Annotated in this window: 13 protein-coding genes; 10 read left to right on the forward strand and 3 right to left on the reverse strand. The window is 39.7% G+C overall.

What is annotated here, in order from left to right:
- Nucleotides 1–373 precede the first annotated feature (373 nt).
- Entirely contained in the window at nt 374–11,440 is an 11,067-nt protein-coding gene (locus ACE1CI_RS11630) for a CHAT domain-containing protein (protein WP_496615416.1), read from the reverse strand.
- Between the two features lie 108 nt (nt 11,441–11,548).
- Here ACE1CI_RS11630 and ACE1CI_RS11635 point away from each other — a divergent pair, with 108 nt between their 5' ends.
- Nucleotides 11,549–11,785 (forward strand): hypothetical protein, encoded by a 237-nt coding sequence (locus tag ACE1CI_RS11635; RefSeq protein ID WP_413261734.1) that lies wholly within the window; start codon nt 11,549–11,551, stop codon nt 11,783–11,785.
- A gap of 109 nt (nt 11,786–11,894) precedes the next feature.
- Here the strand turns inward: ACE1CI_RS11635 and ACE1CI_RS11640 are convergent, their stop codons facing one another.
- Both ACE1CI_RS11640 and ACE1CI_RS11645 read right to left on the reverse strand, forming a co-directional pair.
- Nucleotides 11,895–13,022: an AI-2E family transporter gene (locus ACE1CI_RS11640; protein WP_413261735.1), complete on the reverse strand. Its 1,128-nt coding sequence runs from the start codon at nt 13,020–13,022 to the stop codon at nt 11,895–11,897.
- Between the two features lie 34 nt (nt 13,023–13,056).
- Entirely contained in the window at nt 13,057–14,304 is a 1,248-nt protein-coding gene (locus ACE1CI_RS11645) for a damage-control phosphatase ARMT1 family protein (RefSeq protein ID WP_413261736.1), read from the reverse strand.
- Nucleotides 14,305–14,467: 163 nt separating this feature from the next.
- Here ACE1CI_RS11645 and rpsF point away from each other — a divergent pair, with 163 nt between their 5' ends.
- From rpsF to ACE1CI_RS11690, 9 genes are all read left to right on the forward strand, one after another.
- Nucleotides 14,468–14,809 (forward strand): 30S ribosomal protein S6, encoded by a 342-nt coding sequence (gene rpsF / locus ACE1CI_RS11650; protein ID WP_413261737.1) that lies wholly within the window; start codon nt 14,468–14,470, stop codon nt 14,807–14,809.
- Nucleotides 14,810–15,098: 289 nt separating this feature from the next.
- Complete coding sequence (locus ACE1CI_RS11655) at nt 15,099–15,650, forward strand: Npun_F5560 family protein (RefSeq protein ID WP_413261738.1); 552 nt, start codon at nt 15,099–15,101, stop codon at nt 15,648–15,650.
- Nucleotides 15,643–16,350, forward strand: a complete 708-nt coding sequence (locus ACE1CI_RS11660; protein ID WP_413261739.1) for a hypothetical protein — start codon at nt 15,643–15,645, stop codon at nt 16,348–16,350. The genes ACE1CI_RS11655 and ACE1CI_RS11660 overlap by 8 nt, the downstream gene beginning before the upstream one ends.
- Nucleotides 16,351–16,422: 72 nt before the next feature.
- The gene (locus ACE1CI_RS11665; RefSeq protein WP_413261740.1) at nt 16,423–17,043 is read left to right on the forward strand and encodes a DedA family protein; all 621 of its coding nucleotides are present in this window, start codon (nt 16,423–16,425) and stop codon (nt 17,041–17,043) included.
- Nucleotides 17,044–17,863: 820 nt separating this feature from the next.
- On the forward strand, nt 17,864–19,270 hold the full coding sequence (locus ACE1CI_RS11670; protein ID WP_413261741.1) for a CmpA/NrtA family ABC transporter substrate-binding protein: 1,407 nt from the start codon (nt 17,864–17,866) through the stop codon (nt 19,268–19,270).
- Between the two features lie 90 nt (nt 19,271–19,360).
- Nucleotides 19,361–20,188: a nitrate ABC transporter permease gene (gene ntrB, locus ACE1CI_RS11675; protein WP_413261742.1), complete on the forward strand. Its 828-nt coding sequence runs from the start codon at nt 19,361–19,363 to the stop codon at nt 20,186–20,188.
- A gap of 84 nt (nt 20,189–20,272) precedes the next feature.
- Entirely contained in the window at nt 20,273–22,279 is a 2,007-nt protein-coding gene (locus tag ACE1CI_RS11680) for an ABC transporter ATP-binding/substrate-binding protein (protein WP_413261743.1), read from the forward strand.
- A 112-nt stretch (nt 22,280–22,391) separates the two neighbouring features.
- Complete coding sequence (locus ACE1CI_RS11685) at nt 22,392–23,255, forward strand: nitrate ABC transporter ATP-binding protein (protein ID WP_413261744.1); 864 nt, start codon at nt 22,392–22,394, stop codon at nt 23,253–23,255.
- A 380-nt stretch (nt 23,256–23,635) separates the two neighbouring features.
- The gene (locus ACE1CI_RS11690; protein ID WP_413261745.1) at nt 23,636–25,495 is read left to right on the forward strand and encodes an NAD(P)H-quinone oxidoreductase subunit F; all 1,860 of its coding nucleotides are present in this window, start codon (nt 23,636–23,638) and stop codon (nt 25,493–25,495) included.
- The last annotated feature ends 63 nt before the right edge of the window (nt 25,496–25,558 follow it).

Below are 25,558 nucleotides of genomic sequence, written 5' to 3' on the forward strand. Positions count from 1 at the left end.
TCTTCCCTAAGACTGATGCCATCATCCTGTTCCTAGAGTATCTAAAAAATTCATGAATTTTTTAGTTAATTTCAGCAACATATAGTATAGTTCTCCAAAAAATTCTCAAATAAATGCAGCTAGTTGAAAATCACGTTATTGATAAAAACCGCTGGCTATATAAACAACAAAATCATTGGTTCATTCTTTTTAAGAATCTTTTTTACTAAGCTAACTACCTAATTAGGAAACTAGAGAAATCTTTATAATCATATTATTTTTAGGTGAAGCTAACTTTTGTATGCCTGGTTACAAAGTAACTTAGCAACAGGTTGTAACTACTAGAAATATTTGTTCTCTGTTCAGGAGTTGCCTTTCCTCATAATGGAGCAACTTACCAAGGGTTGCCAATCAAAGTAAAACCTGACCAATAATAGGGGTGTGAGAAGTCAATTTTCCCTGATTGTCTCAGTTCGGGGGGTAAAGCAATTCCTGTAGGTCCTATACCTTCTAGTTCGTTATTATCTACTACTACTTCTCCTTTAATCATAGATACTTGAGCGCGTCTGAGTGCTTCGGCGCGAATGGGAGCAGTTTTTAATTGCTCATAAAATTCGGTCATTAATCCTAAAGTACCTTGATCGGATACATACCACAAACTTGCTAAAGCTGATTGAACTCCGGCTTGAATTGCTAATCCTGCAAAACCCAACTCTACCTGTTTGTCGCCTAAAGCTGTGCGACAAGCACTTAATACTAATAACTGGACAGGTGGATCGTTCCATTTAACGGTTCTTACTCGATCTAATCCTAATTTCTCATCCCAAAATTGAATGTAAGAATTGTTGGGATTTCCCGGTCTAAATTCGGCGTGGGTGGCGAGGTGAACGATTTCAAAATGACCAGTATTGCGTTGAGTGGTGAGATTATTTACGGTAAAAGCTTCGTTTAAAGAAATTTTTCCTGACCACAGTTGATTAGCAATTGTAGATAATTCGACTGGTACTGCTGGTAAGGGAGCTTGTTCTTTAAATGTTGAGGCTCCCATTGCTAATACTGTAGAGTTTTTCAAGTTATAAAATTGAGGGTTAGTTAAACTAAAACTAGGCATTAAGGAAACGCTATAACGTTCGACAATAAATCCTTTACCATCATGTAAAGCTGCTAATGGTAACGATCGCAAACCTGCATCGGGAATAAATATTAAGTTTTTAATTCCCCGTTCTTGCAATTTCCCTTCAATAGGAGCAATCAATAATTTGTAGAGTTCTTGTGCGGGAGCTAAGTAACTGGTGGTATCCAATTTTGAGCGATCGGTTACTTCCATTTGCAATTGTCTAGCCAAGGAAATTATTTGTTCTTTGGTAACATTAGCAATGGGAAAACGCACTGGTTCTCCTTCTGGTGTGATCAGGAATAACTCGACGCGATCGCTATCTTTTTCTTGACAATTTTCGGCTTGTAATTCACTATTTTGCACTCTAGTACCAGGATCGGGAGGACAGGTAACAAGTGCTTCTGCTCCCTGTTCTCCCCGTCCAAAAACTACATAAAAAATTGCCGATCTGATACCTGTTTCCTCTTGGTTCCGTCGCAGTTGAGCGCGAATTTCTTCCACAGTTTTAATGTTATTAGTAACTGTCAAACCTAAATAACTTGTAAATTCTTCGCTAAACTTTTCTTCTGTTACTCCTAATATAGGATCGATGGAAATAGGAGGAACTTGAGTGACGGGAATTGTAGGTAAATCAGAAATATTTTCTTGTTGTTGAATTACCTGTTTAATTTCAGTATCTATTCGATCGCCAGGATCGGCTTTAAAATTTTGAGTAATAATTTGAATGTTTCCTAAAGTATAGGAACCTGGAAAAGCTTGAGTAGGAGTAATAGTATCTGCTCCCGTTGTTAAAGCTCCCGCTGTTCCGTTTTTGCTAGCATTTCCCACGATAAAAGGTATTTTTAAAGAACCGCCTCCATGACGAATAATAATCGAACCATTTCCCGTTCCGCCAGCAGTAGAAATACTACTATTTACACCTTTGTTATCAATAAAAGTCGCGGTTGAACGGAATAAACTTTCTGTTGTAATGTCAACTTTACCACCAATTCCTTGACTTCCTCCTTGAGCGTTAATATACCCAACTTGGACATCATTTGGAGGGTCGATAAACACTGTTCCACCGTCACCAATGGTAGCACTAACATCGATGTTAGCTGTGGTAATGCGATCGCCAGATTTAACAGTTACCGTACCGCCTTTTTCTCCTCCTGTTGCAGTTAAATTCCCCGTAGTTACAACTTTTGGCGTACTCAGGGTTATAGTTCCCCCAATTCCTGTATTAGAATCATCTAAATTGCCAGTTTCAACAATACCATTTTGACTATTAGCTGAAATATTTCCGCCTTTTGCAGTTATATTGCTAGTGCGAATATCACCAGTTGTGCTTAATTCAACTCCGGCTCCACTGGTGGTAATATTTGCTTTTAAATTAACATTACCAGTTCCCGCATTTAACTGTAATTGTTGTGCTTGAATTGTCGAATTTGCTGTTAAATCTTTGGCGTTAGTAATTAAAATATTGCCAATTTCTTGACCATTACTACCAACAGCACCATTAAAGGTAACATTACCATTACCAGTTTCAGCAGACAAGGTTAAATTGTTAGCTTTCCCAACTTCGCTATCTACCGTATTACCAAAAGTAATATTGCCATTTCCCGTACTAAAAACAGCATTGTCTGTCAGAATTACTGGTGCATTAATAGACAATTCACTAACAGTATTGATCCCTTGAGAAACAAAGACATTGCTAGCACTACTAATATCTAATTTACTTAAAGGTGAGTTTTTGCCAACAACTGCATTAAAGCGAATGTTGCCGCTACCTGCGACTAAATTTAGCTGTTTAGCACCATCTAAGGAACCGTTAAAAGTAATATCACCTGCTCCCAAACCTGTATTAATGGTGATATCATTTCCTAACTGAATGGCTCTACCTAAAGTAATATTTTGGTTTTCTGCGGAAATATTAGCATTTAGATTTATTAGCGCACCATCTAAAGTAATTGACGCATTATCTTTAGCGCTGATTGCGCCATTAACGTTAATTGTGCCGCTTCCGGTGCGAATGGTGATTGGATCGTTAAATGTCACTTCTTTAACTGATACTAATCCTGTTCCATCTATACGTCCAATAACGATCGAACTAAAACCATTTTCTAAGTTAGCTAAAGTGCTAGCAGAGAGGTTAAACGCGCCAGGAATAGGATCTGCTATAGCAACCGTTTGATTAGCATCTGCTGGTTCTAAAATTAAATTACCACTACCAGTAGCTTTCCCTCCAAAAATTACTTCTCCTGCTCTTAAAGTGAGTGAGTTAGTACCAGAAAATAAGCCGGAATTGAATGCGATCGCACCTGTACCCGGATTAAATTTTGTCTCACCTATTAAAGTTACAAAACTATTAAACCTGATCTCATCATTAGTAGTATTAATACTTCCCGAAGTAAATACTTCCCCAATTCCTATTTGATTAAACGCACCATCTAAATTAATAACAAATTTCAGGTTTAAAGCGCCACTATTGTTAATAGTAAAACCACCATTATTAGTGGTAGTAATTGCACCATTTAAATTAAAAATATTACCATTTAAGTTAATACCTTGGGGGCTATTAGTATCTAAAACGCCTAAATTAGTCACTCCTGTTCCCGCTTTTTGGGTGATACTTGCTGCGGTTATTGATGTGCCATTAACATCAGTTGCACTTTCAATAATTAAATTCCCAATTCGCGTATTACTTCCCAGCGCACCGCCTAAATTAACTTTCCCTGTTCCGGCATTTAAAGTTAAATTTGCTCCCCCATCTACCGCACTATTAAAAGTAATATCTCCCATCCCTGCACCTGTATCTAAAGCAGTATCTCCCAGCAGAGTTACCGCACTTTTGAAACTGATTTCATCGTTGGTAGTCGTCAGTTTTCCTGCTAAAGAAACTGCACCTTCTCCTATTTGTTTAAATGCGCCGTCTAATTTAAAAATTGCCGCATCCAAAGTCAAAGGACTAGCATTACTAATCGTAAATCCCCCATTATTAGTAGTTGTGATACCCTTAAATACAAAACTATTCCCTGTGAGGTTTATTCCCGCTTCGCTATTTGTGTTTAAATCTCCTAATGTTGTCACCCCTGTTCCTGCTTTTTGGGTGATGCTTACTGCGGTTATTGATTTGGCATTAACATCAGTTGCACTTTCAATAATTAAATTCCCAATTCGCGTATTACTTCCCAGCGCACCGCCTAAATTAATCTTGCCTATTCCGGCATTTAGAGTTAAATTTTTTCCTCCATCTACGGTGTTGTTAAAAGTAATATCGCCAATCCCTGCACCTGTATCTAAAGCAGCATCTCCCAGCAGAGTTACCGCACTTTTGAAACTGATTTCATCGTTGGTAGTCGTCAGTTTTCCTGCTAAAGAAACTGCACCTTCTCCTATTTGTTTAAATGCGCCGTCTAATTTAAAAATTGCCGCATCCAAAGTCAAAGGACTGGCATTACTAATCGTAAATCCGCCATTGTTACTAGTTGTAACTGTACCATTGAATATAAAACTATTACCTGTGAGGTTGATTCCCGCTTCGCTATTTGTGTTTAAATCTCCTAATGTTGTCACCCCTGTTCCTGCTTTTTGGGTGATGCTTGCTGCGGTTATTGATTTGGCATTAACATCAGTTGCACTTGCAATAATTAAATTCCCAATTCGCGTATTACTTCCCAGCGCACCGCCTAAATTAACTTTCCCTGTTCCGGCATTTAAAGTTAAATTTGCTCCCCCATCTACCGCACTATTAAAAGTAATATCTCCCATCCCTGCACCTGTATCTAAAGCAGTATCTCCCAGCAGAGTTACCGCGCTTTTGAAACTGATTTCATCGTCGGTAGTCGTCAGTTTTCCTGCTAAAGAAACTGCACCTTCCCCTATTTGCTTAAATGCGCCATCTAATTTAAAAATTTCCGCATCCAAAGTCAAAGGACTAGCATTACTAATCGTAAATCCGCCATTGTTACTAGTTGTGACTTTACCATTGAATATAAAACTATTACCTGTGAGGTTGATTCCAGTTTCGCTATTGGTGTTTAAATTTGCTAAAGTTGTTACTCCAGTTCCCGCTTTTTGGGTGATGCTTGCTGCGGTTATTGATTTGGCAGTAACGTTTTTAGCACTATTAATAATGAAATCATTCAAAGGAATTGAACTTCCCACTGCACCATTTAAATTAATATCTCCCGTACCTGTTTCTAAAGTGAGTTTTTGATTACCATCAATTGTGCTGTCAACAGAAATATTACCACCAGCTTTTACATCTGTGCTGAGAGTGACATTTTTGCCTAATAAAACGCTGCCTTTAAGGTTAATATCCTGCTCAGTAGTGGTAATATCTGCGTTTAAATTAGTTTTTCCACTTAAAGTAATGGAAGCGTCATCTGTTCCCTTAATTGCACCATTGACGATAATTTGACCATTAGGAGATTGAATAGTTACTGGGTCGCTAAATGCGATCGCATTTGGTATACTAACTACACCACTACCCTGTTCAGCACCAATAATAATCGCAGCAAAACCTTCTGCAAAGACATTAAAATTAACTGTAGAAACATCTAAATTTTGGCTATCTGTGAAAGGTTGAAGCAGTAACTTACCCTTACCTTGAATAGAATTCGCTGCTCCCGTAAAACTAATTTTATCGCTAGTTAAACTAATATTTCCGGTATTTGATAAACCATTAGCATTAATTTTCCCAACCGTAACACCATTAGGTGCGCTTAAGCTAACATCGCCAGCAATACCACTTACAGAACTAGTGTCTAAATTTCCCGCCGAAGTGTCAATTAATCCAGCATTACTGGTGCCAAGAATATCGCCACCTTTACCAGCACCACCAGTTTTAGAAATAATATTTTTAGTAGTAATGTTACCATTAGCCTTGAGTGTAACTGCACCACCATTCCCTAAAGCAGAGTTAGAATTTAGAGAACCTTTGGTTGTAGTAATAGCACCATTACTGCTAGTAATACTAATAATTCCACTATCATTACTACTTTCTCGCGCACGGGAATTAATCGTCCCAGTGGTAATATCTCCTAAAGCTTTTAAAGTCACATTACCACCCTTACCATTGGCAGAGTCAGCATCCAAAATTCCCAAAGAAGTGTCAATTTTTCCTAATGAACTTATGAGGGTAATATCGCCGCCTTTGCCACTAACATCAGAATCAGCAGATAAAGTTTTAGTAGTAATGTTACCTTGTGCTTCAAAGCGAATTGCACCGCCATCACCAGCACTAGTAAAACCAGAACGTACATCGCCAGCAGTAGAATCAATTGCTCCTGTTTTACTAATTAAAGTAATGTCCCCTCCATTACCACCTGTGTTAGAAGTATATGACCAAACTTGAGAAACGGTGATATTACCATTAGCGTTGAGTGTAATTGGACTTCCATTTCCAGTAACAGATGTAGCATCTAAAGTGCCTAATTTAGTGTTAATTGCTCCATTAGTGCTAGTAATAGTAATTCCTTTCGGTGCGGTAATATTACCAGTATTAATATCTTGATTTCCTAGTAAAGTTACACTAGCATCATCTTTGCCAGCAATACTAAATCCTGTGGTTTTGATATTTCCTGCACCAACTGGAGATTGCAAAGTTACTGGATCATTAAAAGTTACATTCCCTTCAACATTAATAGCACCTGCGCTATTATTCCCTCCAATAATGATTTGCGAAAAACCATTTTGTATAGTGGCAAGTTCATTATCATTAAGATTCAATCTGGCATCTTCAATGGTGCCACCAACAGAAATACCTAGACTAGTAGTAAGCGGTTGTAATTGTAGGATATTCTTGCCAATTATTTGAGTAGTACCAATTAAATCAATTTCATCTGCGGTAAAAGTAACTTTACTAATATTTGTAGCGTTTGATTTAACAACACTGTCATTAATACTAATTCCGGCTGCATTATTAGTACCTGTACCCGTTAAGCTAATATCCCCAGTTTTAGTTACTTCTAATAAAGCTCCCTTATCAGTGCGAATTCCATTTTGTCCAGTTCCACTTCCACTTCCACCTTTACCAATGAAACTAATACCATTTGCTGAACGGATAATACTAGAATCAAAAATTCCTATTCCGTAATTGTCATCAGTTCCATTACCACCAATGCCATTAAAGGTTATCGTTCCTATTCCCTTTGTTTCTAATAACGTACCATTGCCATCAAATTGAACGCCTATATTTGAATTCCCAGTTCCATTACCACCTTTTCCAGAAACTTTAATATCACCATTGTTTGTGCTAATACTAGGACTTACACCACCATTTGGGCCAATTACTATTCCGGCATTGAAATTTATGCCACTTCCACCAGTACCATCTATAGTTATTCCGCCTGTCCCAGTTGCTTCTAATACTGCACCATTGAGATGTCGAACTCCAATGTTAGAATTACCTCTTCCATCGCCAGCAACACCTATCAGCTGAATATTTCCATCCTGTGAACTGACTTTAGAACCAACATCACTGATTATTATCCCACCATTGAAACCATCAGCATTTCCACCTTTGCCATTGATGGTAATATTTCCAGCTCCTATGGCTTTTACAACACCACTTTCAACAACTCGAACACCATTATTATCATTTCCTGTTCCATTTCCACCAGTACCTTTAATACTAATACTGCCATTATTGGCATTCACCAGAGAATTTACACCAGTTATATTTACTCCCGAATTGAAATCTTTTCCATTTCCACCAGTGCCATTGAGGTCAATTTTTCCAGTGCCAATGCTTTCTACCACGCCGCCGTTTTGAACATTAATACCACGATTTTCATTTCCGGTTCCATTTCCACCAGTGCCAGTAATAGTAAGATCACCATTATTGGCACTAACTTTAGAACCTGCACCAGTAATAAATACCCCAGTATTGTCATCTATTCCATTTCCACCCGTGCCATTGAGGTTAATTTTTCCAGTGCCAATGCTTTCTACCACGCCGCCGTTTTGAACATTAATACCAGAATTTTGATTTCCGGTTCCATTTCCACCAGTGCCAGTAATAGTAAGATCACCATTATTGGCACTAACTTTAGAACCTGCACCAGTAATAAATACCCCATTATTGTCATCTATTCCATTTCCACCCGTGCCATTGAGGTTAATTTTTCCAGTGCCAATGCTTTCTACCACACCGCCGTTTTGAAGCACAATACCATAATTTAGATTTCCGGTTCCATTTCCAGCTTTTCCAGTAATAGTAAGATCACCATTATTGGTACTAACTTTAGAACCTGCACCATTGATAATTACCCCAATATTTCCATCTATTCCATTTCCACCCGTGCCATTGAGGTTAATTTTTCCAGTGCCAGTACTTTCTACTACACCGCCCAAGTCAAGCACAATACCATAATTTAGATTTCCGGTTCCATTTCCACCACCAGTGCCAGTAATAGTAATATCACCATTGTTGGCACTAACTTTAGAACTTGCACCAGTAATAAATACCCCAGCATTGTCATTTATTCCATTTCCACCAGTACCATTGAGGGTAATTTGTCCAGCGCCAGTACTTTCTACTACAGCGCCGTCTTGAAGCACAATACCATAATTTTTATTTCCTTCTCCATTTCCACCAGTACCAGTACCAGTAATAGTAATAGCACCATTGTTGGCACTAATTTTAGAACCTGAACCGCTAATAAATACGCCTGAACTGGAATCTCTTCCATTTCCACCAGTGCCATTGAGAGTAATATTTCCGGCATCTTGAGTTTGCAGAGAACTGTTTAACAAAGAAATGCCATCATAACCAGTACCTTGTATGAGGTAACCAGTTCCTGTCAGCTGAATATTCCCACCTTGAGCATCAATAGTGCTGTTTTGCAGGCTAACGGCATCACTGAAAATGCCTGTGCCAGTTCCGGTGAAATTGCCTCCGCCTGTCTTAATTGTGGCATCTTTGATAACTAGCTCACCGCCAACGTTACCATCGACATTAGCACTAAGAGTTACTGCTCCTCCGTTAGTTGTAATATCCTTATTAACTCGAATATCGTTTTTAGCTTCGGCTGTAATTCCTACACCTTTGGCAGTAATATTAATGGGGGCATCAAAAGTAATGTCATTGGTGGCTTGCAGGGTGACATTAGTAGCGGCATCATTAATTAATGCTGCCTTAATAGTAGTTGGTTCTAGATCTGGGTCGCTAAAATTGTCTACTTGATTTAATTCACTAACAGTTCCCTTAGCCTCTTGAATTATTATATTATCTGGGTCAAGTAACAGCATTCCTGGATTGCCATTAGTTGCCAGGGTATTAACTTTTCCTTGAAAGTCTAAAAAGTCTTTTCCTGATACTTCTACAAAACCACCATTGCCGGAATTACTGCCACCTTTAGCGGTAATGCTGCCATAAAATCTGGTTGCTTTATCTGCCCAAACTATTACTTTTCCCCCATTTCCGCTAATCAAACTATCAGCAGAAATAGTTGCATCTTTACTGACGAAGGTGAGGGAAGCATTGGGCAATGTTCCTTTGCCTTGGTAATCTCCACCAATGCGGATATTGCCACCGCCATTAGTTCCCGATGCGTTAATGTTGGCATTAATTACGCCAACTTTGTTTGCCAAAATATTGATGTTACCGCCTGTTTGTCCGGCGACATTTATTTTACCGGATGCTATTGTTGTATTTCCGGTGGTGGGAATGCGAATTCCTGAGCCTGTTAATTCTACTGTACCATCTTGGTTAACAGTGACTCCGGTTGCGTTTTTGCCTGTGCCACCAGTTAACATTTGTGGTAGGCTGGCGATCGGTAACTTAAAATCATTAGGTTGAGTTAAATTATTCCCGATTGGTTGAACTTCTAAACTCAACAAAAATCCGGGTTGCGAAAGTCTGACTAAACTACTACCAGGAACGGCAGCAATGGTAATATTTCCTTGAGGTGCTGTTAAAGTTCCAGTGTTAATAACTGTTCCGGCTAATAAGTTTAAATCTTGACCTAATCCTACGGCTAAATCCCCGGAATTAATAATTGCTCCCGGTTGTTGCATGGTGAAAGCAAAGGCATTAGGATCGCCTACTAATGAGGCATAATTATTATTACCTGTAGCGTTAAACCAACTAGTACCGAAACCTATTCCATTAGCGGTAGTTGCGGTGAAAGCAGCGGGAACATTTAATCTAGCATTTTGCCCAAATACAATTCCTGAAGGATTCATTAAAAACAGGTTGGAATTTCCGCCTGTTACTTGAATTAAACCGTTTATATAAGAAATTTCTCCGCCGTTGATTCTAGCTAAAATATTCCTAATATTTGGTTGAGATAAAAAGTTGGCTATTTGTTGGTTGTTTAACCCAAATCTAGTAAAAGTATGGAATAAATTGGCACCATCGCTCGACCTTTGTCCGCCTGTAATGTCAAAGCGGTTTCCTTGGGGATTAACTATGGTATTTGTGCCGTCATTAGCGGGAACTATTGGTTGAGCAAATACGGGATTTACACCTAAAAAGGTCAGGGAAGACAGGAGAAATGAGGCGGCAAAAGTTTTTTCTATTTTCTTGCTAAAAGGAATGATGTTTGAGCGTTGATAAGTTAATTCTTCTTGGCGTTTTTGCGGTTTATTTATTAAAGTAAATAGGGGTTGAATTTGTCCATTTATTTGCTGGATTTGTAAATCTATGAAAAAGCGATCGCTCATTCCCCGCCTTTCTAGCGCTCTTCTCATGATTTTGTGCGAGTTATTAATTACTTCTAATTGCTTAGCAGAAGTAATACTTTCCTCATGATGACGATAATAATAAAGCGGTTTACTTAAATGCTTGACTTCCGCCACTTCTGATAATCTTACACACAAATCATAATCGGAAATATACTGAATTTCTTCGTCAATTCCTCCGGCTAATTCAAAAGCTGAACGGCGAATTAATCGAAAATGAAAAGTCATGAATTGCAGCAAAAGTTGCTCTTTTGAGTAAGGAACACTGCAACGCTTTCCATAACCGATAATTTCACCTGTTTTAGAAATATCTATATAATCTGTATAAACAAAACCTACTTCTGGATGAGCATCCAGTATTGCAGCTGTCTCTTCAATTGCTGTTGGTGCTAGCAAATCATCGCTATCTACCCACCCAAAATAAGTCCCGGTAATTTCTGCCATAGCTGCTTTTCTGGCGGGAGTTTCTCCGCGATGTTCGGCAGCTATTACTCTGATTCGGCGATCGTTTTTGGCATAATTTTGGGCAATTTCTACAGAATTATCCGTAGAACCATCGTCCCAAATTAATAACTCGAAGTCATGCTTAGTTTGTGCTAAAACACTTTCAATAGCAGCACTTAAATAATCTTCCCGGTTGTAGGTGATTATGACTAGAGAAATTGTGGCTGACATGGCAGTATTAATTATTCTGTAAATTTGTGAAAACTAATTACATTTAAGTTGCTCAAAACTTATGACGCAAGCAGTTATTTATTTCAAGAAGCAATGTATTTTCGCTGAATGATTTTTACTTACCAGCTTGGTAAAACGATTTTAACAACTAAACTAAAAAATTATTTTACCAGTTTACAGGAGTTAAGAAATTTTAACCTTTCTGGGGTGAAAGCTTTGCTAGAAGATACTCTACAGCGTTATGCACCAATTAAACATTTATTCCTGATTTTCCCCATTAACTTCTGTAGATTAAATATCTTGGTTGATAATCCTAAACTTCAGATCGATCGCATCACCAGTTAATCGCGATCGTTAAGTACTTTGTAGGGTGCGTCAGAACCTTAAAATTATTGTAACTCGCCTAAAATTATAATTTCTGACGCACCCTACAGAATATAACTAGGAACTTGCGTTACTTATCTTTTTTAACAGCAGAATTCTCTAAAAGTAAATTTTCTCGATCGTCATCAAAGGGATTATTAAAAAACGAGCCCGTTTGCGGTGGTAAATCAGGATCAAAAACAATTTCCGCGATACTTTTAATCACACCAGTGAGAGGAATTGCCAAAACTACTCCTAATAACCCACCAAATTTTGCTCCTAATAATAAAGCCATGAAAAGAATTACTGGCGAAAACCCAGTTAAACCTCCCATTAACCGAGGAGAAACTAAATTATCTTTAATTTGTTGAATTATAACTGAAGTTCCCAAAACTTGCAGTGCTAACCACCAATTAATAAACGCTACTATAATTACTACTGTACCAATTCCTAAAGTTGCACCTACAAAAGGAATCACTTCCATTAAGCCAATAAAAACGGCAAATAACAGAAAGAACGGTACTTTTAGTAACCAAAAAGCAAAAGTTAACATTACTGCCATAAATACGCCTAAAAGTAACTGACCTGAAATGAACTTTTGCAGATTTTTTTGTAGTGATTCAGTCAATACTTGGCTAACTATAGGTGATAAAAAGCTGGTGATTCCCCCCCAAACTCTTTCGCCATCAACTAGCATATAAAAGGAGATTACCACAATGAATATTAAGTCGAGAAACCAGTTAAATGTACCAACGACTAAACCTAAACCTTTACTGGCAATTACCTCAGCTTGAGCTTGGATTCTAGATAGTAATTGAGAAGCTAAAATTCGGACATCAAATGGCAAGTTATGATCGACACTCCAAACTTGAAAATTGTCGAGTTGCTGCCGTGCAGATTCTACCAAAGAAGGTAAATTCGTGACTAATTGTACTCCTTGGTTAAATACGGGTGGAACTACCGTAAGACCGATAAAAATAATGGCGACAATTGCGGTTAAATAAACTAAGGCTATGGCTAAAATTCTGGGTAAAAATCTTTGTAAAACTTTCACTGGGTAGTTAAACAAAAATGCAATCAGTGCAGCTGTAAGAAAAACACTGACTAATTCTCCGACATAACCAATTGTTACTAAAGTTGCCCAACTAGCTGCTAATACTAGCAGCCACGTTATCATAAACTTCTGTACAGGTGAGAGAATTGAATAGTCTTTGTTCATGGGTAGTTGTTTATTAAACTTTGGTAATTATATATTAACGATCGCGCTCGACAAACTGAATTACTCCCCATTGTCCATTAGTTAGCCATTGGGTATCCTGTTGCGGAAGTTGCTTCAATTGTTCGGTTGATAACCCTGTCGCTAATTCGGATTTTAAAGTGCGAAGTGCGACAAAAGGTGCAGGAAAGTAAGATGTAATACTTTGGTAAGGTGTGGTATATTCCCAGTGGCGATCGCCAACAGTCCGCCGATAATTAGCATCACCTTTAACTATAATTAAATTAGAATTGCTTAATTCCTGATCCAGTGATTCTGGCATTTCCCAAAAAGCTAATGGCGATGTCCAAAAGAAATTTTCTTGACATAGCAACCGCCCATTATCTAAATAATCTTTTAAGCGCCAACCTAATTCTTTAAGATTTAAGTCGGTTGCTTGAGTGAGAAATGCGATCGTATACAAAACATCTTTACTCATCGCATCGGAAACAAAAATCGGATGAGCTTTTAAATGTAAATACACTACCTCAGCAGCATGACTCGCTAACAGGTAATCTGCCAAACAAAGATCGCCAATTAACTCAAAACCTGCATTATCAACAATAAAATCAACTCTTAAATTCTGAAAATTAACAACTTTTTCCGCAATAATTGGTGTATCATCTACTAATATATAAGATTGTTCGCGAGTTGATTCAACGCGACTACTTCCACCTTCCATAATGGGCCATAAACTTAAATCTACTCGATTTCCCCACAAATCAGCAGATAAAAGTTGCCGGAAAGCACTTTTCTTAGTTTCGATATCTGTGGTGGAAGCGATCGCACTTTTCACAAATCCACTTAAAGCACCAATTGCATCGATCGTTGTTTCTAAACCCAAACGTTTTTGCTTCTCGTAAGGATCGACATTTTGCCAAGAACCTACCTGAAAATAAGTTGTTGCTTCTAAAATGCGTCGATAAAAATATGCCTCTACAAAATACCAAGGAACATCTAACCAATTACTGCCTTTGTATGGTTCAATATAACCCGTCCAAGCTGCCAAATCTGGAGCATCAGCATCTTGTAAATCCCGAATCTCACCATTAGGTATTTCTCCGATTAAAGCTGCTAAATTTTGCTCAATTGATGAAGGAAACTCATTTTCAGCAATTACTCGTTGGGCAATTTCTGGTAGCCGTACAGTAACCGTAAAATGAGCAAAAGAGCCAATTTCTGCACCCTTAATAGCAGTTGGGATTGGAAGAGAAGGTCTTAATTTCTGAATCTCATTCGATGCCATTGCAACCACACTCATCCGAATTTTGATTGTAGACTTTAGATTTTAGATTGATTCCCCAGATAAATCTACTTGCTCAAGCTTATGTCATCAATGGTAAGATAAAAGATCCTTGCTGCTAGAGGCTATTGCCAAAAGCGGCCTTGTTGTCCAAAAGGGGAGAACTATGAATAGCTACGAAACAATGTATATTTTGCGTCCTGATTTATTAGATGAGCAAGTAAATCAGGCGGTGGAAAAGTATCAGAATATGCTGCGAGATCAAGGTGCTCAAGATCTCACCGTTCAACTGCGTGGTAAACACCGTTTAGCCTACGAAATTAACAGACAACGCGATGGTATCTATGTGCAAATGAATTACCAAGCTAAAGGTAATGTCGTTGCTCCCCTAGAAAGAGCGATGCGCTTGAGTGAAGAAGTAATTCGTTACTTGACAATTAAGCTCGAAGAGGTTTCCACTAAAGCCAAAGCCGATGCGGAAGAAGAACCCGCAGAAGCTACTGCTTAAATTTTAATCTGTAGAGACGTTTCATGAAACGTCTCTACAGGTATGTTGTTGCGCTAAAGCGCTCTTATTTCAGGTATGTTGTTGCGCTAAAGCGCTCTTATTTCAGGTATGTTGTTGCGCTAAAGCGCTCTTATTTCTGCTCTCGATAAGAGCGCTTTAGCGCAACTACGTACCTGCAATTCAAGAATTTTAACTATAATCGGCTCAACTTATAATAAGCATGATAAAATGTCGCTTGCACGTACTATAACGGCAAGTTGGCAAAATCTTCGAGGAGTTGTGAGCCATTGTGAGCCAAATCGACACCCCCTTTCAATCCCTGCAATCAGAAGTTTCTCATCTCCGTGAGGAATTGCAGCTGCGAGATCAACTAGTTCAACAGTTGTCTCAAGAACTATTCCGGTTAGTCAAGGGAAATACGACTTTCCTACCCGCACCGGAATTGTCGCAACAGCATCAAGCTCAGATGCAGGCTATGCAAGAGCAACTGCAAGGGGTAGAACAACAAGTTAAGTTCTACCAAGAGCAGATTTCCGATCGCGATGCCGAAATCTATCACCTGCGTCAGTCTGTTCAAGAATTAACCGATCGTAGCCGAATGCTCGAACAAGTGGTACAAGAATTACCGCAAATTTATCGCCAGAAATTTACGGAACGCCTTGCACCCATTAAAGAAAAAGTGACAATGCTACAACGGGAAAATCGTCAGCTTCATGCAGAATTGCAAAGTCTAACTTATCGTTTGGCAATTAAAAGTCGGACTCCTAATGCAAGGCTTGATTTGCCTAGCTTTCCTAAAATGGGAGGTAGTAGAGTTAGTCTTCCTTTTAGTAATGCTTGAAGTTTGGCTCGTAGTTGATGGGGAGGTGAATGCTGCTGGCGAATTAGTGGCTGCATCTCCCGCAACTCAAAAAATGCTGGCGGCTTTGCAAAAAGCGATCGCACAATCCCCCACAACGATAAAAGTATTAGGAAAAAATCATCTAAATTCGCTAACCCTGCCAAAGGACGTGGTATTTTGTCCTTTAACTCTGGATCTCCCCAGTACTTTTAATTTTCCGCAACAAGCAATTTTTAAAGCTTGTCAAAATGTAGAGTTTTTCCGTTATTTAATTTCACAAAAATTTGGTTATAGTACAAGACCTGGTAACTTTTGGCTACCTGTAGTTTTAACACAGAAGGGGCCAATTTACGCAGAAGCGATCGGCACAGCCAGCGAAACTTCAGCAGCATTGTTAGAACAAGATTTATTACAACTTGAGTTAAATTACTATCAACCTGTGCATTTTTCTGATAAAATGCGCCAGCAAATTTATCAGATGGTATACAATGTACTGAAATTTCTCAACGCTTCACCAGCTACTTATTTAATTCAATTTGGATTTATCGACAAAGAAATTTGGTTCGATCGAGTTTTCCCCTTTCCCGCTGCACCTGCGATCGCCAGTATTAACACCCAAACCCCCGATCTATTCACCTGTCATTGGTACTGCTTAACCAATCAACCAATTATCGACCTCACCATCAAATCGAAAATCTAAAATCGATTGACACTGTTGTAGTAGCTAAGTCAAGATCAAGAGGAGTGTTAACCTTTGTTAAGGCTGTAGCAGATGTCATTAGAAGTAGTTTCCCTGGAGAATATCCAGGAACTTGCGGGTCAATACGGCTACTGGGCAGTATTTATCGGAATTTTATTAGAAAACTTGGGAATTCCGCTGCCTGGTGAAACGATTACCTTGGCGGGAGGGTTTTTAGCTGGTAGTGGTGAACTGAATTACTGGTTTGTTTTAGGTAGTGCGATCGCAGGCGCAGTTTTAGGCGGTAACTTTGGTTATTTGATAGGTAGATACGGCGGTTGGGCTTTGCTGTTAACCATTGGAAAAATTCTCCGCATTAAGGAAGAAAAACTGGTAGAACTCAAGCAGCAATTTAGCGAAAACGCAGGCAAAACCGTCTTTATTGGTAGATTCATTGCTTTATTGCGAATTTTCGCCAGCCCCTTAGCTGGAATAGTCGAAATGCCATATCTGAGATTTATGGCTTATAACATCGCTGGCGCAACAGTTTGGGGCGCAGTTATGGTAAGTCTGTCCTTTTTCGCCGGAAAAGTTGTACCCCTAGAACAACTAGTAGCTTGGGCAGCCCAATTTGCAGTCTTAGCATTATTAATAGTAGCTGCTTGGATTTTCGTTCCCTTCTGGTTGGAACTACGCCAAACCAAAGAATCATAAATCAATAACCGATAAAATACAGAGAGAGGAAAATATGCTTGCTCCTCTCTCTATTTTTTTGTTTTTTGCCCGTTTGTTCTCAGGACTTTAGTCCTTCTGTTTGACAACGACTAAAGTCGTCACAAGGAACTTAATATGAAACGTGCATCGATAAAAATCAATGGCTATCCCATAAAAAATTGATTTGTCTCTAGCTTAACAACATGAGACAATATGTGCAGGTAAGTAAAATTACCGGACTTTCAATAATTTTATAAAAACAACTTCGGTAAAACCAGCAAGACTGATAACTTGCTAGGCATTATTCGTGGGATTGCTGTTTATGCACATAAGCTAATTGGTAATCCCTACTAATGCTATTTTTATCGAATACCGAACTTTTAATAAGTAAAGTTGCCATCGTTTCTTAATAGGGAAACGATGAATTTTTGCTTCCTATAATAATGCGTAAAACCCGGAAATAAGTAATTTATATAAACTGGATAAAGTAATTTTGTATCAAAAAAATTATGGGGTTTCAATAAAAAAAAATAATTTTAGATTTATTTAACGTCGTGTTATACTAACTTCAACGCAAATTAAAAACCTAAAACAAAGGGGTTCACCGTAAAAACAAATAACGGATAAGTTAGGAAAAACGTCTAAAATATTTAGAGGCGATAAAATAAAATTTTTTCGTAACTTATATCAGCGGTATCTCTTTGTAAGAATCAACCCTGATCTTTAGCAAAAGAAGATATTATTTCTTCTGCTAGATTCTCACGACTTTAGACAAGTTTTTTGCCGATCGCTAAATAATTTTTTGCTGCTGGAGGATGTTATGGATCAGTTTTCTAGTCGAGTTTCTAGGCGTAAATTTTTACTAACTGCTGGTGCCACTGCTGCTAGTTCCCTTTTGCTTAAAGGTTGTTTAGGGAATCCTCCAGAACCTAATGCGAATAATGCAGCACCAACAAATGCAACTGGAAATACGGCAACAAATTCAACTGGAAATACAGCTGTTCCTGTAGCTAATACCAATCCCGGTGCCCCCGTAGAAACGACTACAGTTAAGCTGGGATACTTGCCAATTGTTGAATCTGCACCACTAATTATTGCTAAAGAAAAAGGGTTTTTTGCCCGTCATGGCTTGAGTAACGTAGAAGTATCTAAACAAGCCAACTGGGGTGCCGCTAGAGATAACGTAGAAATCGGATCTCAAGGCGGTGGGATTGATGGCGGACAGTGGCAAATGCCCATGCCTTATTTAATTAGCGAAGGTAAGATTACCAAAGGTAATGTCAAAATCCCAATGTACATTTTGTGTCAATTAAACACACAAGGAAATGGGATTGCGATCGCAGAACAACACAGAGGAAAAGGCGTTGACCTCAAGCTTTCTCAGGGCAAATCTTTAATGGGCGGCTTGAAATCTCAAGGTAAAACATTCACCGCTGCTTACACCTTTCCCCACGTAAACCAAGATTTTTGGATTCGCTACTGGCTGGCTGCTGGCGGTATTGATCCCGATGCAGACGTAAAACTATTAACAGTACCTGCCGCCCAAACAGTAGCAAACATGAAAACTGGCACAATGGATGCTTTTAGTACAGGCGATCCTTGGCCTTACAGAATTGTCGCTGATAAGATTGGTTTCTTAGCTGCTTTGACAGCGGAAATATGGAAAGGCCACCCCGAAGAATATTTAGCAATGAGAAAGGATTGGGTGGATAAACATCCTAATACTACCAAGGCAATCTTAAAAGCAGTTATGGAAGCCCAGCAATGGTGCGATGACTTTAATAACCGTCCAGAAATGGCGCGTATTCTGTCGGGACGGGAATACTTCAATGTTTCCGAACAAGTTCTTCTGGAACCATTCATGGGCAAATACACTCTTGGAGATGGTCGCACAATTGATGATAAATCAATGGCTTCTTTGTATTGGAAAGATGAGAAAGGTAACGTCTCTTATCCATACAAGAGTCATGACCTTTGGTTCTTAACAGAAAGTGTACGTTGGGGCTTTTTACCACCGGATACTTTAGATAATGCCAAAGCGATGATCGATAAAGTCAATCGTGAAGACCTTTGGAGAGAAGCAGCTAAGGAGTTGAACATTGCTGCTGCTGATATTCCCACCAGCACTTCTCGCGGTGTGGAAACATTTTTCGATGGTATTACCTTTGACCCAGAAAATCCCAAGGCTTACCTTCAAAGTCTGAAGATTAAAAAGGTCAGCATTTAGTTTTTGGTAATGGGTAATTGCGCCCATTACTACTTTTCCCACAAGTAACACTGGAAAGTTTTTCCACACAGTATAAGGAACCCTAGTACAATGACAACATTGCAAAGAAGAACCGTTCAAACGGCACAGAATCCCTGGATGGCGAAAATCGAAAAGATGTTGCCGGATATCATTCCGCCAGCGATCGCGCTCGCCATCCTGTTAGTAATTTGGCAACTCTTTTCTTTCCTTCCCGGTGTGACTCTTCCCGGCCCAATTAAAGTAGTTCAAGATACTTGGATCTTAATTTGGTGGCCGTTCTTCAGAAAAAGCGAAACAAACGTTGGGTTATTTTGGCAAATTTTAGCTAGTTTACAACGGGTAGCAATTGGTTACTTTTTCGCCGCAGTTGTGGGAATTGCTTTAGGCATTCTGGTTGGTACTAATCAAATGATGTCTAAAGCTTTAGACCCAATTTTCCAACTACTGCGTACAGTTCCACCTTTGGCTTGGGTACCTATTGCTTTGGCAGCATTACAAAAGAACGAACCCGCTGCATTGTTCGTAATTTTCATCACTGCGATTTGGCCGATTCTGATTAACACCGCAGTTGGTGTGCGCCAAATTCCCCAAGACTATAACAACGTTGCCAAAGTGTTGCAACTGAACAAGAAAAAGTACTTCTTCAAGATTTTGATTCCCTCTGCATTGCCTTACATCTTCACTGGGTTGAGAATTGCGATCGGTCTAGCTTGGTTAGCGATTATCGCGGCTGAAATCGTCATGTCTGGTGTTGCTGGTATCGGCTTCTTCATCTGGGATTCTTATCAAGCAAACAAAATCAGCGAAGTAATTTTGGCACTGGTTTATATCGGGATTGTTGGTTTACTACTAGACAAGTTAATGGCTTGGATTCAAACCAGAATTCTTCCCGAATAACAATTAGTTGAATGGTGCGTTACGCTACCGCTAACGCACCCTACTTACCAGTAACAACTAGCAAAATTTACCCAAATAACTACCATGTCTGTTTTCGTTGCTGTTGACAATATCGATAAGGTTTTTGACCTATCCAACGGCGGTCAATACCTAGCCCTGAAAGGTATAGACCTGCAAATTAAAAAAGGCGAATTCGTTTCTTTAATCGGACACTCCGGTTGCGGTAAATCTACCTTGTTAAACATGATTGCAGGTTTAGATTTACCCACTGAAGGAGTAGTAACTCTCGAAAGTAAAAGAATCACCAAACCAGGGCCCGATCGGATGGTGGTGTTTCAAAACTATTCGCTACTGCCTTGGTTAAATGTGCGAGAAAACATTGAATTGGCAGTAGATGAAGTAATGGCCGATCTGCCAAAAGGTGAGAGAAAATCGATCGTAGAAAAGCACATTGATATGGTAGGTTTGCGACCCCACGCAGACAAACAACCAGCGATGCTTTCTGGGGGACAAAAACAGCGGGTGGCGATCGCTCGCGCCCTAGCAATTCGTCCTAAACTATTATTATTAGATGAACCCTTTGGTGCCTTAGACGCATTAACCAGAGGCAACTTGCAAGAAAGATTGATGGAAATTTGCGACGAGTACAAAGTAACATCGGTGATGGTAACTCACGATGTTGACGAAGCTGTACTTTTGTCCGATCGCATTGTCATGTTAACCAATGGCCCTGGTTCCAAAATCGGGCAAATCTTAGATGTAGATATTCCCCGTCCCCGCAAACGGATGGAAGTAGTTAATCACCCGAATTATTACAGTTTACGGAGTGAAATGATCTACTTCCTGAACCGTCAAAAACAAGTGAAAAAGCGGCAAGCCAGCAAAGCCCAAATGCCTATTTCTCGCAACAATTTAGAAAAGGTAAATTTGGAAATTGGTTTTGTACCTTTAACAGCTTGTGCGCCATTAGCAGTAGCCAAAGAAAGAGGTTTCTTTGCTAAGTACGGTTTAGAAGACGTTAAGTTAATTCGGGAACCTAGCTGGCGTGGCATTGTAGATGATATGGTAGCCGGACAATTAGATGCTGCCCAAATGCCAGCGGGAATGCCTTTGTGGTTAACTTTAGGTGGTAATGGTGGGCAACCAGTGCCGATCGTTACTTCCCTAACAATGGCAAGAAATGGGAATGCAATTACCTTAGCCAAACGCTTTTACGAACAAGGAATTTACACCTTATCAGATCTGAAAAAATACCTGCAAAAATCCAAAGATCAACAGCACGTTTTTGGTATGGTGCATCCTTCGTCAATGCACAATTTGCTGTTGCGTTATTGGTTAGCAGCCGGAGGAATCGATCCTGATAAAGATGTGAGTTTAACTGTAATTCCTCCCGCCCAAATGGTATCCAATTTGCAATCAGGAAATATTGACGGATATTGTGTGGGTGAACCTTGGAATATTCGGGCGGCGGTAGAAGGAATTGGATTTTCGATCGCCACCGATTTAGAAATTTGGTTAGGACATCCTGGAAAAGTTTTGGGAGTTCGTGAAGATTGGGCGGCTGCATATCCTAGAACCCACATAGCATTAGTAACCGCACTTTTAGAAGCAGCACAATTCTGTTCTCAAGAACGTCACTTTGAAGAAGTGCGGCAAATTTTAACCAGACCTCAATACGTAGGAACCGACATTGAATATATTCAAATCGGCGATCCTAACGTGGCTGTTTGCAGTTTAGAACATCACCGAGAATACGCCCATCACCTATTTTTTGGCGAAGGCGTTAACCGTCCTAGCCGTACCGAACACCTATGGATGTTGACCCAAATGGCGCGTTGGGATAAAGTTCCATTCCCCAGAAATTGGTTAGAAATTATGGAACGTTTGTGTCGGGTTGATGTGTTTAGTATGGCAGCGCGGGAACTCGGTTTACTAGACTTTAGTTACTCTCGCGGAAAAATCGAATTATTTGATGGCATCACCTTCAATTCCGAAGATCCGCTGGCTTATCTTGCCCAGCAAAGAATCAAACGGGAATTCCGCATTGAAGAAGTTGTTTTGCCCGTTCCCGGTAAACTAAAAGTTGCTTAAAGACTGGGGGACTAGAGATTGGGGAGAAGGCAAAATATCTCTCCTTCTCTTCCTGGAGTGTCCTCTGTGGTTCAATAAAAAACCTCTTGCACAACTCAAATAACTTAGGAAAATGGCAACATTGAAAAACACCACAACTAAAGTCACGCAAACAGCCAAAAATTCTGTAGCTGGAAAATCAGCCAGAAAAGAGCAATTTTTAACTTTTGAAAGTGTCTCTAAAGCCTTCCCCACACCCAAGGGCCCTTATGTGGTCTTGGAAGATGTGAACCTGAACATCCAAGAGGGAGAATTTATCTGCGTCATCGGGCACTCAGGTTGCGGAAAATCCACATTATTAAACATGGTTTCCGGGTTTTCTCGACCCACGACTGGGGAAGTAAGATTACGATCGCAACAGATCACCAAACCAGGCCCAGACCGCATGGTAGTATTCCAAAACTATGCCTTGTTGCCTTGGTTAACTGCTTTTGAAAACATTTACTTAGCAGTTGATGCGGTTCACCCAGACAAACCTCAGTCCGAAAAAGAGGAAATAGTCAAATACAACTTAAATTTGGTCGGACTCACAGAAGCAGCTAACAAAAAACCGCAGCAACTTTCTGGGGGGATGAAACAGCGGATTTCGATCGCCCGTGCCCTATCCATTCGTCCACAAGTATTAATCCTAGACGAACCATTTGGGGCGTTAGACGCGATCACCAAAGAAGAGTTACAAGAAGAACTGCTGAAAATTTGGAACGATATGCGGATGACAGTGTTGATGATTACTCACGACATTGATGAAGCCTTATTTTTAGCCGATCGCTTGGTGATGATGACCAATGGCCCACGCGCCAATATCGGGGAAATCCTCAACATTCCTTTTTCCCGCCCGCGCGATCGTACCAGAATCATGGAAGACCCGGAATACTACAACCTCCGCAACTACGCCTTAGATTATCTGTTCCGACGTTTTGCCCACGATGATGAGTAATATCAGATTTCCTTATACCTGTGTGGTTTAAAACCTCCAGTGTATAACCGAGGTGGGCCTTCTCACCTCTTTCTTGTAAAAAGTAACGTTCAATGCTATACATATTTGCCTTTTTTTTTTAATATATAAATTCAAATCTATGATAACGATTCGTACTATCAATTAAATAAAATTAAAAAACTCTTAAATTCATAAGAAAATTTGATACATTGTTATCTAACAACTAGCTTGTTGCTCAACTGGCTAGGAATTGTTGGCACATTAATGGCTTCGGAAACACGCAAATATTAATCTGCCTGAAGGTGAAAACATGGATTGAGGTTACTCAAATCCATACCTTCGTTTACCCATAAATTTGCTGAATTGGAGGGGTAATCTTGATGTCTCAGTTCTTGCTACAAACTATTTGGATGGTGCCCTTATATCCCTTAGCTGGGATGATTTTAACAATTCCCTGGTCGCCGGGAATGATTCGCCGCACAGGGCCAAGACCATCCGGTTATCTTAACCTCATCACCACATTTTTGGCTTTTCTGCACGGATTATTTGCCCTACCAACTATTTGGAACCAAGCACCATATCAATTATTTATTCCCTGGCTGCAAGTAGCAAACTTAGACTTAACTTTGCCCTTGGAAATCTCCACCGTAACAGTAGGAGCTACAGTTGTAATCACGGGGTTAAACTTTCTAGCGCAAATTTTCGCTGTTGGTTATTTGGAGATGGACTGGGGGTGGGCGAGATTCTTTGCTTTAGTAGCATTTTTCGAGGCGGGAATGTGCAGTTTAGTATTGTGCAATTCCCTATTTTTCAGCTACGCCATCCTCGAACTTTTAACTCTTGGCACTTATTTACTCGTAGGATTTTGGTTTAACCAATCATTAGTAATCACAGGCGCAAGAGATGCGTTTTTAACCAAACGAGTAGGAGACTTATTCCTACTTATGGGAGTTTTAGCAATCTATCCCATTGCCCAAACTTGGAACTTTACCGATTTAGCAGAATGGGCATCAACCGCCCAAATTGACCCAAAACTCGCTGCATTATTGGGTTTAGCTTTAATTGCAGGGCCATTGGGCAAATGCGCTCAATTTCCTTTACACTTGTGGCTGGATGAAGCAATGGAAGGCCCACTACCAGCTACCATTTTGCGGAATTCCGTAGTTGTAGCCACTGGTGCTTGGGTATTAGTCAAACTTCAAGCTGTTTTAGCCCTCTCTCCAGTCACCGAGTCAGCAATGTTTATTGTCGGTGGCGCGACTGCCATTGGCGCTTCTTTAATATCTATTGCCCAAATAGATATTAAACGCGCTTTGTCTTACCTCGTCAGCGCCTACATGGGCATAGTTTTTATTGCTGTAGCCGCTGGAAAACCCCAAATTGCATTATTATTAACCTTCACTTATGCACTCGGCATGGCACTTTTGGTGATGGGTGTTGGTGGAGTAGTTTGGAACAATATCACTCAAGATTTGACAAAATACGGTGGTTTGTGGTCACGCCGACCAGTATCAGGATTTGCCTTTATTATTGGTGCAGTTGGGTTAATTGCCTTGCCACCATTAGGCGGTTTTTGGTCAATGCAACAATTAGTCGAACATCTGTGGGTATCATATCCATTTATGGCTGGATTAGTGTTAGCAGTTAACGCGATCGTTGCCTTTAGTTTGACTCGCACTTTCGGCTTAGTATTTGCTGGTGAAGTCAAACCAATGACTTACCGTTCTCCTGAAATTCATTGGCCGATGGCTTTGCCAATGGTAATTTTAAGTGGATTAAATCTTCACGTTCCACTGTTACTTTTGCAATGGCATCAGTTACCCAGTTTAGAAACTGGAAATCTAGCTGTGGCGTTAAGTTTGATTGTTTCGAGTATAGCTGGTTTCGCTTTGAGTGGCGTAATTTATCTCAACAACAGTTGGCAAAAACCAGTGCAGTTAAGTTGGCAACCTCTGCAAGATTTCTTTGCTTACGACCTGTACACTGCCAAACTTTATAAATTGACGATCGTCTTTGTAGTGGACTTAATTTCCCGTGTGATGTATGCGATCGATCGCTACTTAGTTGATGGATTAGTCAATCTCACCGGACTCGCCACAGTTTTTAGCGGACAAACACTCAAATACAACGTCTCTGGCAAAGGTCAGTTTTACCTCCTAAGCATCCTCTTGGGCGTTTCTTTACTAGTAATTTTGGTTAGCTGGCCTTTCTTATCCCAACTATTAATTGTCAGCAAATAGCGATCGGGATTTTATGGATTTACATTCTGGAACAGGATGAATCAATAAATCTGGTAAATCTGT

This window comes from Floridaenema flaviceps BLCC-F50 (assembly GCF_041929275.2).
Taxonomy (GTDB): domain Bacteria; phylum Cyanobacteriota; class Cyanobacteriia; order Cyanobacteriales; family Aerosakkonemataceae; genus Floridanema; species Floridanema flaviceps.